Source organism: Tenacibaculum sp. 190524A02b (assembly GCF_964036645.1).
In the GTDB taxonomy this organism is placed as follows: Bacteria; Bacteroidota; Bacteroidia; order Flavobacteriales; family Flavobacteriaceae; genus Polaribacter; species Polaribacter vairaonense.
The window spans coordinates 1688853-1705098 of sequence record NZ_OZ038525.1 but is presented as its reverse complement, the minus strand read 5'-3'; the positions used below and the strand labels follow the sequence as shown (position 1 = coordinate 1705098).

The 16246-nt window shown below is 31.3% G+C and carries 8 protein-coding genes; all 8 read left to right on the top strand.

The genetic code is table 11. The features are described 5' to 3' along the window. Positions 1 to 128 precede the first annotated feature (128 nt). Genes ABNT65_RS06645 through galK form a run of 8 tightly spaced genes read left to right on the top strand, consistent with a single transcriptional unit; the run spans position 129 to position 16238 of the window. Entirely contained in the window at positions 129 to 1127 is a 999-nt protein-coding gene (locus ABNT65_RS06645) for a GntR family transcriptional regulator (protein WP_348707360.1), read from the top strand. Between the two features lie 4 nt (positions 1128 to 1131). Further along, positions 1132 to 2007 (top strand): aldose 1-epimerase, encoded by an 876-nt coding sequence (locus ABNT65_RS06640; protein ID WP_348747485.1) that lies wholly within the window; start codon positions 1132 to 1134, stop codon positions 2005 to 2007. Beyond that, entirely contained in the window at positions 2000 to 4003 is a 2004-nt protein-coding gene (locus tag ABNT65_RS06635) for an MGH1-like glycoside hydrolase domain-containing protein (protein ID WP_348747484.1), read from the top strand. The genes ABNT65_RS06640 and ABNT65_RS06635 overlap by 8 nt, the downstream gene beginning before the upstream one ends. A gap of 1 nt (position 4004) precedes the next feature. After that, the gene (locus ABNT65_RS06630) at positions 4005 to 7040 is read left to right on the top strand and encodes an aminotransferase class III-fold pyridoxal phosphate-dependent enzyme (protein WP_348747483.1); all 3036 of its coding nucleotides are present in this window, start codon (positions 4005 to 4007) and stop codon (positions 7038 to 7040) included. 31 nt (positions 7041 to 7071) lie between these two features. After that, a complete protein-coding gene (locus ABNT65_RS06625) occupies positions 7072 to 10341 on the top strand; it encodes an amidohydrolase family protein (RefSeq protein ID WP_348747482.1) in 3270 nt (1089 codons plus the stop codon). A 12-nt stretch (positions 10342 to 10353) separates the two neighbouring features. Beyond that, on the top strand, positions 10354 to 13506 hold the full coding sequence (locus ABNT65_RS06620; RefSeq protein WP_348747481.1) for a glycoside hydrolase family 2 TIM barrel-domain containing protein: 3153 nt from the start codon (positions 10354 to 10356) through the stop codon (positions 13504 to 13506). A gap of 4 nt (positions 13507 to 13510) precedes the next feature. Then, positions 13511 to 15094, top strand: a complete 1584-nt coding sequence (locus ABNT65_RS06615; protein WP_348707353.1) for a solute:sodium symporter family transporter — start codon at positions 13511 to 13513, stop codon at positions 15092 to 15094. A 1-nt stretch (position 15095) separates the two neighbouring features. Beyond that, complete coding sequence (gene galK, locus ABNT65_RS06610) at positions 15096 to 16238, top strand: galactokinase (protein ID WP_348707352.1); 1143 nt, start codon at positions 15096 to 15098, stop codon at positions 16236 to 16238. Positions 16239 to 16246: the final 8 nt, after the last annotated feature.

Here is a 16246-nt window from a genome sequence, read left to right as displayed (position 1 = left end):
AAGTGTTTACCTGTTTTTTGTAATGATTTTGTATTAACGTTTTGTAGCCAATATATAAAAAAAGTAAAATAAAACAATACCAGTACCTACTAGTTTGGTTGTTTGTGTTTTTTTTGTACTTTTGTTTCATGAGTATAGTAGAAGTAAAGGAGCGAATAGGAATTCCAAAGTATAGACAGATAATTTCTTCTGTAGAAAACGCTATAGTTTCAAAGGACTTAAAGAAGGGAGATAAGCTGCCTTCAATAAATAGCATAAGGAATAAGTTTAAGTTATCAAGAGATACAGTATTGTTGGCTTATAATGATTTGAAAATTAGGGGTATTATAGAGTCGGTTCCAGGTAAAGGATATTATGTAAAGAGTGAAAGTATTAATGTTACTCAAAAGATCTTCTTGCTTTTTGATGAATTAAATACGTTTAAGGAAGATTTATATAATTCATTTTTAAATAATTTGGGAGATAATATAGAGGTAGATATTTTCTTTCATCATTTTAATTATGATGTTTTTCAAAAACTGCTTTCAGATAATATGGGCAAGTACAATTATTATGTAATTATGCCAGCAAAATTGAATAATATAATACCTGTTTTAGAAAGATTACCTAAGGATAAAGTTTATATTTTAGACCAGACAAAAGAAGAGTTATCTGAATACCCCGCTATATATCAGGATTTTGAAAAAGATATTTATAAAGGGTTAGAAGGGTGTAGGCATTTGATAAAAAATTATAAGCAATTAATTTTTCTTTTTGATAGAGATAAACAACCAGATGGCTTATTGTTTGGGTTCCAAAATTTTTGTAAAGATTATGGGGTTGCAGGAAAGCACATCAGTAGTATAAAAGAATACGAAATTCAAGAAGGAGATGCGTATATTATTCCTGATGATAGGAACTTAATACGGATTATAAAAAAATGTAAGGAATGTGAGTTTAGAATTTCAAAAGAGGTAGGAATTATATCATATAATGATACACTTTTAAAAGAAATTGTAGAAGATGGAATAACAACTATATCAACAGATTTTAAGGCTATGGGGGCCAAGTTGGCATCAATGCTACTGAATAAAGAAAGGGTTCAAATAGCCAATTCAAATAATTTAATACTTAGAAAATCTTTATAAAATATTGGAAGAAAAAAAGAATTCTAACTGTTTAGTTTCTTTAAGAAAGGGCGGATCACAGGCTTTTATATCTTTAGAAAATGGAGGTAGTTTAACAAGATTGTTTCTCAAGCAAAAAGAAATTATAAAAGACTTTTCAGCAAAACATCCATATGTAAATTCATTTGCCTCAGCAATATTATTTCCTTTTGCAAATAGAGTTTTTAAAGGAGAATATATGTATAAGAAAGAAAAGTATACATTAAAAACAAATCATGAAATAAACGCAATACACGGGTTAATTTATGATAAGAAGTTTGTTGTTGATGAAAGATATAATAATGTTAAGAGTCAGAGCGTGAGGTTGAAATATATAAATGAGGAGAGGATAAAAGGTTTTCCTTTTAGGTATAGTGTTATGTTAACATATATTTTATATGATGGTAGTATTTCATTAGAAGTGGAAGTTAAGAATATAGATGAAAAACCATTTCCGTTTACAATAGGTTGGCATCCTTATTTTTATACATACAATAAAGTAGATACGATGTTAACTTTTAAAGGGGAAAATGAAGTTATACATAATGATTATATGATTCCTATTGAATTTAAGAAAATAGATAAAGTTCAGAATTTTTCTATAGGTAGTCAAAAGTTAGACAATTGTTATGCTCTTCAAAATGGAGAAACATCTTTAATAACTCCAGAATATGCCATTGATATAAAATCATCTCATGATAACAATTACATACAAGTGTATACACCTGATTTAGATAATTATATTGCGGTTGAACCATTGACAGGTATTGCGGATAGTTTTAATAATAAAGTTGGTTTACAAGAATTAAACCCTGAAGAAATTTTTACCATTAAATGGACAATTGAATTACAAGATGCATAAAAAAATATACATATTAGTATTATTTATTGTTTTGTTTAGTTGTAAGCAAAACAAAAATGAAAAACCTAAAATTACTTACAAAAAAGAAAATTATTCAAATCTTTTAGATTATAAATTTTCACCCCAAGAAAAATTTGATAAAAAAGGATTGATCTTTTCAGATCAAGGTGCTTGGTTTGGTTATAGTATTCCTGAAAGTATTGGGGAGTCTATAGGGTTTAGTGGACCTTTTTTAATGACACAACAAAACGGGGTTTGGTTAACTACATCATTTAATGCTTTAACAATAACAAAAAAAGATAACTTTCCAATAGTGTTGCAAAGGTTAAAATCAAATGGATATGCAAGTCACTTAGCACAAGAGTATGCCAATAAAGACATTGAAATTACTCAAAAGTTAGTATATAAAAATGGACATACCGCACTTATAGAAACGGTATTAAAAAATATATCTAACAAACCAATTGAATTAAACTTATTATGGAGTCATTCACCCGTTTTTGCAGATGGATTATCTTTTGAGTTAAAAGATAAAGAGATTCAAATAAATTCAACTAAATCAAAAGCAAAAGGATATTTGAAATTTCCTGAAAATGTAACTGTTCAATTAAAAGGTAGTTTAGATTATCAAGCCAATACAACAGTTAATTTAAAACCAAAAGAAAAAAGAGAGTATATAATATCACAAACTTTTATTTTTCCTGAATATGATTGGAACGAAGAATTACAATCTATAGAAAAGGCTGTATTTAATGAGGTTTTAAATAAAAGAAAAAATGAAAAGTACCAAGAGTTATCAGCATTAACTAAGTATAGAAAAAAACAATTTCAGGAAGAGAAATACACAGAAGTTTTAGCAAAAGCAAAACTAACATTACAAAATAATTGGCGTATTCCTGCAGGTGAAATAAAAGAAGAGGGATTATTTCCTAGTTATCATTACAAATGGTTTAATGGCTTTTGGTCATGGGATTCATGGAAGCATGCTGTTGGACTGTCTTATTACAATACTACATTAGCTAAGAAACAAATGCGTTTAATGTTTGATTTTCAAATGGAAGATGGTTTTATTGTTGACTGTGTGTTTAGAGATACCTTGATAGAAAAGCATAATTATAGGGATACAAAGCCACCATTATCGGTTTGGGCAGTAGCAAAAATATTTGAGAGAGATAATGACATTTCTTTTGTAAAGGAAATGTATCCAAAACTTAAAAAATATCACGAGTGGTGGTATCTGAAAAGAGATCATGATAAAGATGGTTTATGTGAATATGGTTCAACTGATGGTTCTTTAGTGGCAGCAAAATGGGAAAGCGGTATGGATAATGCCATTAGATTTGATAGTGCTCAGATGTTAAAAAATCAAGAAGGCGCTTATTCAATGAATCAAGAGTCTGTTGATTTAAATGCGTATCTATATGCTGAAAAAATGTATCTAGCTACTTTGGCAAAAAGTATAGGGAAAGTATTTGACGCTACTAAACTAGAAGAGGAAGCAACTTTATTAAAAATAAAGATACAAGAACAGTTTTTTGATGAGGAAGACGGATGGTTTTATGATACAAACCTTGAAGGTAATAATTTTATAAAAGGAGAAGGAAGTGAAGGTTGGACTGCGCTTTGGGCTAAAGTAGCAACTCAAAATCAGGCAGAAAAAGTAAAAAATAAAATGATGAACCCTAAAAAATTCTATACAAAAGTACCTTTTCAAACAATGAGTGCCGATCATGAAAAGTTCAATCCACTAAAGGGATATTGGAGAGGGCCAAATTGGTTAGATCAGGCTTATTTTGGTGTAAAAGGATTACGAAATTATGGATATAATGAAGAAGCAAATAAAGCTACTCTTCAAATTTTAGAAGGAGCTGAAGGTGTATTACAAAAAGGGAAATCCATAAGAGAAAACTATCATCCAATAACAGGAAAAGGTTTAAATGCAAAGAATTTTAGCTGGAGTGCAGCACATATTATAATGCTTTTAATGAAAGATTAAAATGGTATATCAAGATATTAAAATAACTGCTAAACAAGCAGAAGAAATACTGCTAGATACTTTTAATATAAAAGGAACAGCGAGTGAATTGCCAGGAGAAATTGATTTTAATTTTAGAATTAATATAAAAGGAAATGATACCTATGTTCTTAAAATATCTAGACCAGATGAAGATGTTAGTTATCTGGACTTTCAACAGAAGTTATTACAATATGTAGCAGAAAATGGAGAAGATGTTTTGGCTCCTAAAGTAATTTTAGATAAAGAAGGGAACACAATAGCTACAATTAAAGATGAACAAGGAAATGAGAGAAAAGTACGTTTGTTAACTTGGATATCAGGTAGGGTTTGGTCATCAGTAAATCCACAACTTAATGATTTACGTTACAGCTTAGGACAACAATGTGGTAAATTAACAAAAGCACTACAAGGCTTTGATCATGAAGTTGCAGAAAGAACTTTTGAATGGGATGTTGCACAAGCATTATGGACTAAGAATCATTTAGATTTATTTGAAGGAGATAAAAAAGAAATAATAATTACTTTTCAAAACCAATTTGAAAGCAACTTAAAAAGTTATAAGAGTCTAAGAAAAGCAGTAGTACATAATGACGCAAATGATAACAATGTAATTGTTTCAGAAGCATTTATAAATCCTGAGGTAAAAGGCGCTATTGATTATGGAGATGCAGTATATACGCAAATAATTAATGATGTAGCCATTGCTAGTGCTTATACTATTATGGGACATAATGATCCATTAGAAGCTGCTTTGCCTATTGTTAAAGGATATCACGAAGAATTTCCTTTAGCGGAAGAGGAATTAAAACATTTATACAATGCAATAGCTATGCGCTTAGTAATCTCTGTTACTAAATCGGCTATTAATAAAGTAAAAGAACCAGATAATAAGTACCTGTTAATCTCTGAAAAACCAGCATGGGAGTTATTGAAAAAGTGGACTAAAATATCTTCTGAATTTGCGGAATATTCTTTTAGAGAAGCGTGCGGATTTGAAGCACATCCTAAACAACTAGCTTTTGAGAAATGGAGCAAAAATCAAGAAGTTAAATTAATCGATGTTTTTCCTAGTATACAAAAAGAAACTGTATACCCAATAGATTTAAGTGTAGAAAGTACTTGGCTAGGCCATAAAACTGAATTTTCAGATTTAGACATATTTCAATTTAAAATAAACCAATTACAAAAGGAAGAGCCTAATAAAATAATTGCAGGCGGTTATTTAGAGGCTAGAAGTTTGTATAATTCTAAAGAGTATGAAACTCAGGGGAACTATGGCCGTGAATCAAGAACAATTCATTTAGGTATTGATTTTTGGTTGCCTGAGGAAACACCAGTACATGTTCCGTTTGATGGCGTTATAACCACAATAGCTAATAATAACAGGTTCAAAGAGTATGGAGGATTGTTAATTATCAAACATGAAACAGAAGCATTTGATTTTTATACATTATATGGACACTTGTCATTAGCTAGTTTAGAAGGTAAAAAAGTAGGAGATAGCGTTAAAAAAGGAAACTGTATAGGTTATTTAGGGAGTAGAAAAGAAAATGGAAGTTGGGTGCCGCATTTACATTTTCAAATAATGTTATCTATGTTGAATTATGAAAATGACTTTGCAGGAGTAGCCTTTCATAATGAAGTAGCTGTTTGGAAGAGTATATGTCCAGATCCAAACTTACTTTTTAAGTCTGAAGAATTAACAAACATACAGCGAAAAACCAATGAAGATATAATTAAATACCGAAAAAAACACCTAGGGAAAAGTTTAAGCTTACAGTACAAAGTACCTATAAAAATGGTACGCGGTGAAGGGGTGTATTTAATAGATCAATTTGGAAATAAATATATAGATACCGTAAACAATGTAGCGCATGTAGGTCATGAGCATCCAAAAGTTGTTAAAGCTGGTCAACAACAAATGGCATTGTTAAATACGAATTCACGTTATTTACATGAAAACATTAATCAACTAGCAAAAGAGTTAATAGAAACGTTGCCTCCAGAATTGAATGTTTTACATTTTGTCAATTCAGGTTCTGAAGCCAATGAATTAGCTATTCGAATGGTGAAGGCAAATACTAGAGAAAGAGATATTATAGCTTCTGAAGTAGGTTATCATGGGAATGCTAATATGTGTATTGATATTTCTTCTTATAAGTTTGATGGAAAAGGAGGAACAGGTGTGCCAGAACACACGCATATTATTCCACTGCCAGATACGTTTAGAGGAAAATACACAAATGAAGATGCAGCTGAACGATATGCTGAAGAAGTATTAATACAAATTCAAAACATCAAATCAAAAGGAAGAAAGGTAGGAGCATTTATTATAGAACCTATTATCTCTTGTGGCGGTCAAGTTGAATTACCTGATGGCTTTTTAGTCAAAGCTTATGAATATATAAGAAAAGAAGGCGGGCTTTGTATTTCAGATGAGGTACAAACTGGATGTGGAAGAATGGGGAAAACTTTTTGGGGATTCCAGTTGCATGATGTTGTTCCTGATATTGTAACAATAGGAAAACCATTAGGAAACGGACATCCTTTGGCAGCTGTAGCTTGTACACAGGAAGTAGCAGATAAATTTGCTAACGGAATGGAATACTTTAATACGTTTGGAGGAAACCCTGTTTCATGTGCTGTAGGAACTGCTGTTTTACAAACAGTAAAAGACGAAAAATTAAAAGAAAATGCACAGGAGGTAGGAAATTATCTAAAAGAAGAGCTAAAAAAGCTAGCACAAGATTATCCAATTATAGGAGATGTTCGTGGACAAGGGTTGTTTTTAGGTTTTGAGTTGGTTACAGCTACTAAAAAGCCATTGACAAAAAAAGCTTCTTATTTAGCCAATAGAATGAAAGATCATAAAATATTGATGAGTACAGACGGTGTGGATAATAATGTACTAAAAATAAAACCACCAATAGTGTTTTCTAAGGAAAACGCAGATGAGTTGTTATTCTATTTAAGAAAAATATTCAAAGAGGATTTTATGGAGGCAATTGGAGCCTAATTCTATTGAATCTAAGAGATAAGACATAAAAATGAAACATACTACATACACACTATTATTATTTTTAATTACCACTATTTCTTTAGCTCAAAAAGAGAAAAAAGAAAAATGGGATGTAAACAATCCATATAAAAATTGGGGGTATAATACATTTACTTTAGATACAGATGAAGGAACTTGGATGAATTTAGATGTAAGCCCTGATGGAAAAACAATTGTTTTTGATTTATTAGGCGACATTTATACGCTTCCTATATCAGGAGGAAAAGCGAAAGTATTACGAAAAAACCTAGCTTATGAAGTACAACCAAGGTTCAGTCCTGATGGAAACTATATTTCCTTTACAAGTGATGCAGAAGGAGGAAATAATATATGGATAATGACTGCTGATGGAAAAGAAGCAAAATCTTTAACTAAAGAAAAATACCGATTATTAAATAATGCTGTTTGGACACCAGATGGTAAATCAATTATTGCTAGAAAACACTTTACATCAACAAGATCAGTTGGAGCAGGAGAAATGTGGCAATATCATTTGTCAAACTCTGGAGGAGTACAGTTAACAAAACGTAAAAATGATCAGCAGGATGTTAATGATCCAAGTATATCACCAGATGGAAAGTATTTGTATTATGCTGAAGATATGTATCCAGGAGGGTATTTTCAATACAATAAAGACCCTAACAAACAAATTTATGTAATAAAGCAATACAACCTTGAAAATGGTAAAACAGAACAAGTAACAGGAGGGGCAGGAGGCGCTGCAAGACCAGTAGTGTCAAAGAATGGTAAACTATTAGCTTTTATCAAGAGAATAAGAGAAAAAACAGTATTATATATCCATAATTTAGAAACAGGAGAAGAAACACCTGTCTATGATAACTTAAGTAAGGATCAACAAGAAGCGTGGGCTGTATTTGGAGTATATCCGCATTTTTCATGGCTGCCTAATAATAAAGAATTGGTTATTTGGAGTGGAGGAAAAATACTTAAAATAAATATTGAAAATCAAAAAATAACTAATATTCCTTTTACAGTTAAAGAAGAATTGAAGTTAGCTAAAACACATAGAATAGAAAAAAAGGTAAATGCACCAGAGTTTACTAGTAAAATGATTCGCGATGTACAAACTTCACCAGATGGAAAAATAGTTGTTTTTACTGCATTAGGACACATTTATAAAAAGATTTTACCTAATGGGAAACCACAGCGAATTACTTCACTAACTGATTTTGAAAGTGAAGCACAATTTTCAAAAGATGGAAAACAATTGGTATTTGTTACTTGGAGTGATGAAAGTTTAGGTGCTGTTTATACCTGTAATATAAATGGAGGTAACCTTAAAAAAATAACCAAACAAAAAGGAATTTATCGAACACCTTCTTTTTCTAATGCTGGAGATAAAATTGTATATAAAAAAGAAAAAGGTAATGGAGATCAGGGGTTTGATTATGATAAAAACACAGGTATTTATATAGTTGATTTAATAACCAATAATCACCAAAAAATAAGTAAAGAAGGAAACTATCCAGTATTTGCAAAAAATGATAAACGTGTATTTTATCAAACAGGAGGGTATTTCTTTGGTAAATTAACAAAGCACTTTAAAAGTGTGAATTTGTATGGGTATGACAAACAAAGTCATATAAAATCAAAACATGCAAATCGTTTTGTAGTAAGTCCAGATAATAAACACATTGCTTTTATTCATTTACACAAAGTATATGTTGCTCCGTTATTATTAAACGGAAAAGAATTGAATTTAGATAATAAATCAAAATCGGTAAAAGTAGAATCTTTGTCTAGAAAAGCGGGTATAAATCTACATTGGTCAACATCAAATAAAGTTCATTGGACTTTAGGCGATACCTATTTTAGTAAACATTTGTACAATACATTCACCCCATTTTCTGAATCAATTTTAAAAAGTAACTCAGAGGAAAATTCTATCAAAATAGGGTTAAAGGTAAAAAGTGATCTTCCACAAGGACGAATTGCATTTACTAATGCAAGAATAATTACCATGGAAGGAAACCAAGTCATAGAAAATGGAACAATTATTATTCATAAAAATAAAATAGAACAAATAGGAAAAACATCAGAAGTAACTATTCCTGAAAATGCTAAAGTATATAACATTTCAGGAAAAACCATAATGCCAGGTATTGTAGACGTTCATGCTCATGTTGGTGCTTTTAGAGAAGGGTTGAGCACCCAAAAACATTGGCAATTTTATGCAAACCTGGCTTTTGGGGTTACTACTTCACATGATCCATCAGTAAATACAACTACAGCTTTTACATTGGCCGAGCTACAAAAAAGTGGATTAACAGTGGGGCCAAGAATGTTTTCAACAGGGTTTATACTATATGGAGCTGAGGGAGATTTTAAAGCTCCCATCAATAATTTAGCAGATGCGAAATTTGCAATTGAAAGAACCAAAGCCTTTGGTGCACATTCTGTAAAAAGTTATAACCAGCCACGCAGAGAACAACGACAACAAGTAATGCAGGCAGCAAAAGAGTTAGAGGTGAATGTTGTTCCTGAAGGAGGTTCTAATTTCTTCGCAAATATGAGTATGTTATTTGACGGTCATACAGGTATTGAACATAATATTCCTATAGCTACATTATATAAAGATGTAAAAACATTATGGAAAAACGGTAAAACAGGATATACACCTACATTAGTGGTAAGTTATGGAAGTGTGAGTGGAGAATACTATTGGTATCAAAAAACCAATGTTTGGGAAAACAAAACACTGTTAAAATACACACCAAGATATGTAGTAGATTCAAGAGCAAGACATCGAATAATGATTCCTGATGAGGAGTATGAAAACGGACATATACTTGTGTCAAAAAGTGTAAACGCATTAGCTAAAGAAGGGGTGAAAATTAACTTAGGAGCACATGGACAATTACAAGGGTTAGGCGCACATTGGGAATTGTGGATGTTACAACAAGGGGGAATGAGTAATCATGAAGCCTTAAAAGCTGCTACTATTAATGGCGCATATTATATTGGAGTAGACAAGGAGCTAGGATCTTTAAAAGAAGGAAAGTTAGCAGATTTAATTGTGTTAGATAAAAACCCACTAGAAGATATCAAAAACTCAAATTCGGTGAAGTATACCATGGTAAATGGACGTTTATATGATGTACAAACAATGAATGAAATAGGAAACCGAAACTTAAAAAGAACAAAATTCTATTGGGAAAATAACCAATTTAACCAAAATGTACCACTAAACTATCAAACAAATAGCTTTTTACATGCTACTTGTAGTTGTCACGAGTAAAAAAGAATAACCATGAAAACCAAACTAACTATAGGTATTGGAGTTATAAGTATGTTGTTAAGCTTAGGAAGCTGTAAAACGGAACCTTTAACACCAGTAGCAGAGCAAACATTTCATTACAATCATAAAATTTTTGAAGATCAAAAACTAACGCCAAGAGCTACTTATTTTGCTTTTGAAAAGCCTGATATTTCAAGTAAAGAAGCATCTAAACGTTTTTTTAGTTTAAATGGAAACTGGAAGTTTCATTGGGTAAAAGACCCAAAAAAAAGGCCAACTACATTTCAAAATATAGACTTTGATGATACTGCGTGGAAAAATATTCCTGTGCCTGCCAATTGGGAGGTAGAAGGTTATGGATATCCAATTTATTTAGATGAACGTTTTCCGTTTACTACAAAATGGCCAGATGCACCTACAGATTATAATCCTGTAGGAACCTACCGAAAAAGAGTTGTATTGGATAAAAAGTTTTTATCACAAGACATTGTTTTGCATTTTGCAGGAGCAAAATCGGCAATGTATGTATATGTGAATGGGATTTATGCTGGTTATTCACAAGGAAGTAAAACACCAGCAGAATTTAACATCACTTCATTCTTAAAAGAAGGAGAAAATTTAATAGCACTACAGTTATTTAGATGGTCTGATGCAAGTTATTTAGAAAGTCAAGATATGTTACGAATGAGTGGTATAGAAAGAGAGGTGTATTTATACACGCAGCCCAAAACATTTATAGCAGATTTTCATACGCAAACAACTTTAGACAACTCTTATAAAAATGGAATATTTAAAGGTGAAATTTCCATAACTAATAAATCTGAAGTAAAGCAAAAAAGAGAATTAAAAGTATTGTTAAAACAAGAAGGAATACAATTATTAAAATTCAACAAAAAAATAGAAATACCAGCTAATGAAAGAATAAATATACCTGTAAATAAGGTAGTAGAGAATGTACAAGCATGGTCAGCGGAATCACCAAACTTATATAAGCTCGAAATTCATTTGGAAGATAAAGCTAACCCAAATTCAAATCAATATGTTAAGAGGAGTATAGGATTTAAACGAGTAGAAATTAAAAATGCACAAGTACTTATTAATGGGAAACCAATTTACATTCGTGGAGTAGATAGACATGAAACAGATCCTTATACAGGACATGTGGTTTCTAAAGAATCTATGGAGAAGGATATTCAATTAATGAAACAAAATAATATTAATGCAGTACGTTCAGCTCATTATCCAAATGATCCTTATTGGTTGGAGTTGTGTGATAAATATGGGTTGTATGTAGTAGATGAAGCCAATATTGAAAGTCACCCTTTAGCAATTAATAAAAAAACACAGTTAGGAAATGAAATGAGTTGGCTACCTGCGCATATGGAAAGAACACAACGTATGTATTACAGAGACCGTAATCATGTGTCAATTTATTCATGGTCTTTAGGAAATGAGGCAGGAGAAGGAGAAGTTTTTAGAAGAACTTACAAATGGCTTAAAGAACAAGATTCTAACCGAATTGTTCAATACGAACCAGCAGGAAAAGAAGACTATACAGATTTGTATTGTCCTATGTACCCTAAACCAGCGTATTTAATTAAGCATGGAGAGTCAGATTCAGATAAACCATCTATTATGATTGAGTACGCACACGCTATGGGAAATTCAGTAGGGAATTTACAAGATTATTGGAATATCATTGAAAAATATCCAAATTTACAAGGTGGTTATATTTGGGACTGGGTAGATCAAAGTTTAGAATATAAAGATGAAAATGGAAAACCGTATTTAGCATATGGCCATGATTATCATCCTGATTTACCAACGGATGGGAATTTCTTAAATAATGGATTAGTTGATCCTTATAGAAATCCACATCCACATCTTTCTGAAGTTAAAAAAGTGTATGAGCCAGCGCAGTTTTCTTATTTAGGAAATGGAAAGATACAGTTAATAAATAAGAATTTCTTTACAGACTTTTCTGATAAAACGATTTCTTGGGAATTATTAGAAGACGGAAAACAGGTAATTAAAACGGAAGGAGTAGTAGTTGATGTAAAACCTCAAAAAAGCATTATATTAACATTAGAACAATTACCTAAACAATTTCAAAAAACTAAAGAATATATATTAAGAACGTCTTTAGTACAGAGCAAGGCTACTCCATTAGTGCCAAAAGGACATGAAGTAGCTTGGGATGAATTTGTAATTAGTAAAGGAAAAGAAACAGTAATATCTGCAAATAATTTTGAAGATAAATTAACTGTGGAAATTGGTGAGTTTTATGAAATAAAAAATAAGAGTACCTCACTTAAAATAAATAAAGAAACAGGAGAGATAGTTGTTTGGAAATATCAAGGAAAAGAAATTACTTCTAGTCCAATAAAACCTAACTTTTGGCGTCCACCAACAGATAACGATTTAGGAAATGGAATGGACAAATGGGCCAAAGTATGGCAACAAGCTACCTATAATTACAAAGCAAAATTGGTTAAAAAACCTATAGTAGTAACTAATAAGGTTTCTTATGAAATAGAATATTATTTACCAGATGCTATTGCAAAAACAAATATACTTTACTCTATAAGTGCTAATGGAAATTTAAAAGCAGAGCTTAGATTTAAGCCTTTAAAGAACAAATTGCCTAATATGCCAAGATTAGGAATGTATGTAACCTTACCTAGCTCTTTTACTGATTTAACATGGTATGGTAAAGGACCAGAAGAGAGTTATTGGGATAGAAAAACAGGACAAAAAACCGGTATTTATACAGGTCAAATAAAAACACAATTTCATAGATATTCACGTCCGCAAGAAACAGGAAATAAAACTGAAGTACGTTGGGCACAAGTATCATCTAAAGAAATAAGTTTAAAAGTTACAGGGAATAAAACATTATTAAATACAAGCACTTGGCCATTTGGTATGAAGGAAATAGATTTCAGTAGTGAAGAGGCTGGAGCTTCAGCTTCAGGGTTAGTTCCTGTAACTAAAAAACATGGTGCAGATATTAAAGAAGGAAATACCATTCAATGGAATATAGACTATTTACAAATGGGTGTTGGAGGTGATACTTCTTGGGGAAGATTAGTGCATCCAGAATACACAATTCCAGCTAATAAACCTTATATTTATTCATTCACAATACAACCAAACAAACTATAAAATTATGCAGTTCGTTACATTTCTCGCATTTACAATTGCAGTAGCAGTTATTTCATATTATAAAAGTAAACAAACCAATGAACAAACTTCTGATGGCTATTTTTTAGGAGGAAGGAGTTTAACAGGGTGGGTAATTGCAGGTTCATTGTTATTAACCAATTTATCTACAGAACAAATTGTAGGACTCAATGGAGCAGCTTTTAAAGAAGGAATATTGGTGATGGCATGGGAAACCTTGGCAGCTATTGCTATGGTGGTTACAGCCATTGTATTATTACCAAAATATTTAAAAGAAGGAATTACTACAGTACCTCAGTTTTTAGAAACACGATATGATAAAATGACTAAAACAATTGCTTCAGGGTTGTTTTTATCAGGGTACGTAATCGTATTATTACCAATAGTTTTATATACGGGGGCTTTAGCTTTAAATAGTATGTTTGATGTCCCTGAATTATTAGGGGTAAATAAAACAGTAGCCTTATGGATTACAGTATGGGGAATTGGAATTATAGGATCAATATATGCCATATTTGGAGGGTTGAAAGCCGTAGCTGTATCTGATACCATTAATGCGATAGGTTTATTGATAGGAGGATTATTAATTCCTTTTTTCGGATTGCTTTTAGTAGGTAATGGTAGTGTATTCGATGGTGTGGCTATTTTAACAGAAAAAGCGCCAGAAAAATTTAAAGTTATTGGAGATTCAAAATCGTCAATTCCATTTGGGACTATATTTACAGGGATGATGTTGGTTCAATTATTTTATTGGGGAACCAATCAAGCAATTATACAAAGAGCATTAGGAGCTAAAAGTTTAAAAGAAGGACAAAAAGGATTAATCTATGCTGCCTTTATTAAAATATTAGGACCTTTAATTGTAGTATTACCAGGTATCATAGCTTTTTATGTATTTGGAAATAGTTTAGAAAACCCTGATGAAGCTTATCCAGAATTGGTTAAAAAGGTATTGCCAGTTGGTTTAGTAGGTTTTTTTGCGGCTGTTTTATTTGGAGCAATACTATCGTCTTTTAATTCAGCATTAAATTCGTCAGTAACTTTATTTGGTATAGATATTTATAAATCACATATCAATACAGAAGCATCAGAAAAAGAAGTTGTAAAAGCAGGGAAAAAATTCGGTGTTTTATTGGCTGTTTTAGCTATGTGTGTGGCACCATTATTAATGTATGCAGGAAGTATTTTTAATTACTTACAAGAAGCAAACGGGATTTATTCAATTCCAATTTTAACGATTATCATTGTAGGGTATTTTACAAAATATGTACCAGCTAAAGCAGCTAAAATAGGTATTGTATCAGGATCTATATTATATATAATAAGTCAATTTATATTAAAGCCTTACGTGTTTGGAGAGGAGAATTACCCTCATTTTTTACACGTAATGGCTATATTATTTGTGTTAAATACATTAATAATGTTGGCTATAGGGAAATTAGAACCTAGAAAAGATGCCTTTAATCTACCGTATACAAAACAAGTAAACATAACTCCATGGAAATACGTTTATGGTACGGGCATCGTTATTTGTATCATTGTAATTTATTCGTATATCCATTTTGCATAAAATGAACCAAAAACTAAGGAACAGCGTACAACAAGCATTTGTTGATAAGTTTGAACAAGAACCAATTCTTGTTTTTTCTCCAGGTAGAATTAACTTAATAGGTGAGCATACTGATTATAATGAAGGGTATGTTTTTCCTGCTGCTATTGATAAAGGAATCTATTTAGCTATACAAAAGAGCACATCTGTAAGTTGTATAAAAGCATTAGACAAAGAAGAAACATATGTGTTTGATACAAATAGTATAAAACCATCAGGAAAAGGAGGGTGGGAAAACTATTTGTTAGGAGTAGTTTCTGAAATGCAAAAAAAAGGAAAGCAAATACCTAATTTTAATGTGATTTTTTCTGGAGATATTCCGGATGGAGCAGGGTTGTCCTCATCAGCTGCGCTAGAGAATAGCATGGCTTTTGGGTTGAATACAATATTTGATTTAGGTTTTACTAAAAAAGAGTTGATTTTAATTTCACAATTAGCTGAGCATAATTATGTAGGAGTAAAATGTGGTATTATGGATCAATATGCTTCTATGTTTGGAGAAGAAGGTAAAGCGATTCATTTAGACTGTAGAAGCTTAGAAGGAGTTTCTTATCCAATTAATTTAAATCAGTTTGAATTGTTACTCATTAATACTAATGTAAAGCATAGTTTATCAGATAGTGCATATAATGATAGGAGAAAAGTGTGTGAAAAGGTAGCAAATTTGTTAGAAGTGAGTGCTTTAAGAGATGTTGTAGAAAAAGATTTAATATCTTTAAAAGAAACAATTACTAACGAAGAGTATGCAAAAGCATTATATGTTTTAGAAGAAAATCAACGCACGATACAAGCTACTGAAAGTTTGGTAGATAATGATATAAAAACTTTAGGTAATCTTTTGTTCGCATCGCATAAAGGATTGTCTGAAAAATATAAGGTAAGCTGCCCTGAATTAGATTTTTTAGTGGCTAAAGCTAAAGCTTCTACAGCAGTTGTTGGGGCACGAATGATGGGAGGAGGTTTTGGAGGTTGTACAATAAATATAATTGAAACTCAAAAAAAAGAAGTCTTTATTAAAGAAATAAAACAAGAGTATCAGAAAAAGTTTAATCACAATTGTTCCATATATGAGGTAAAACTATCTAATGGAACACAAAAAATATAAATCCAAAC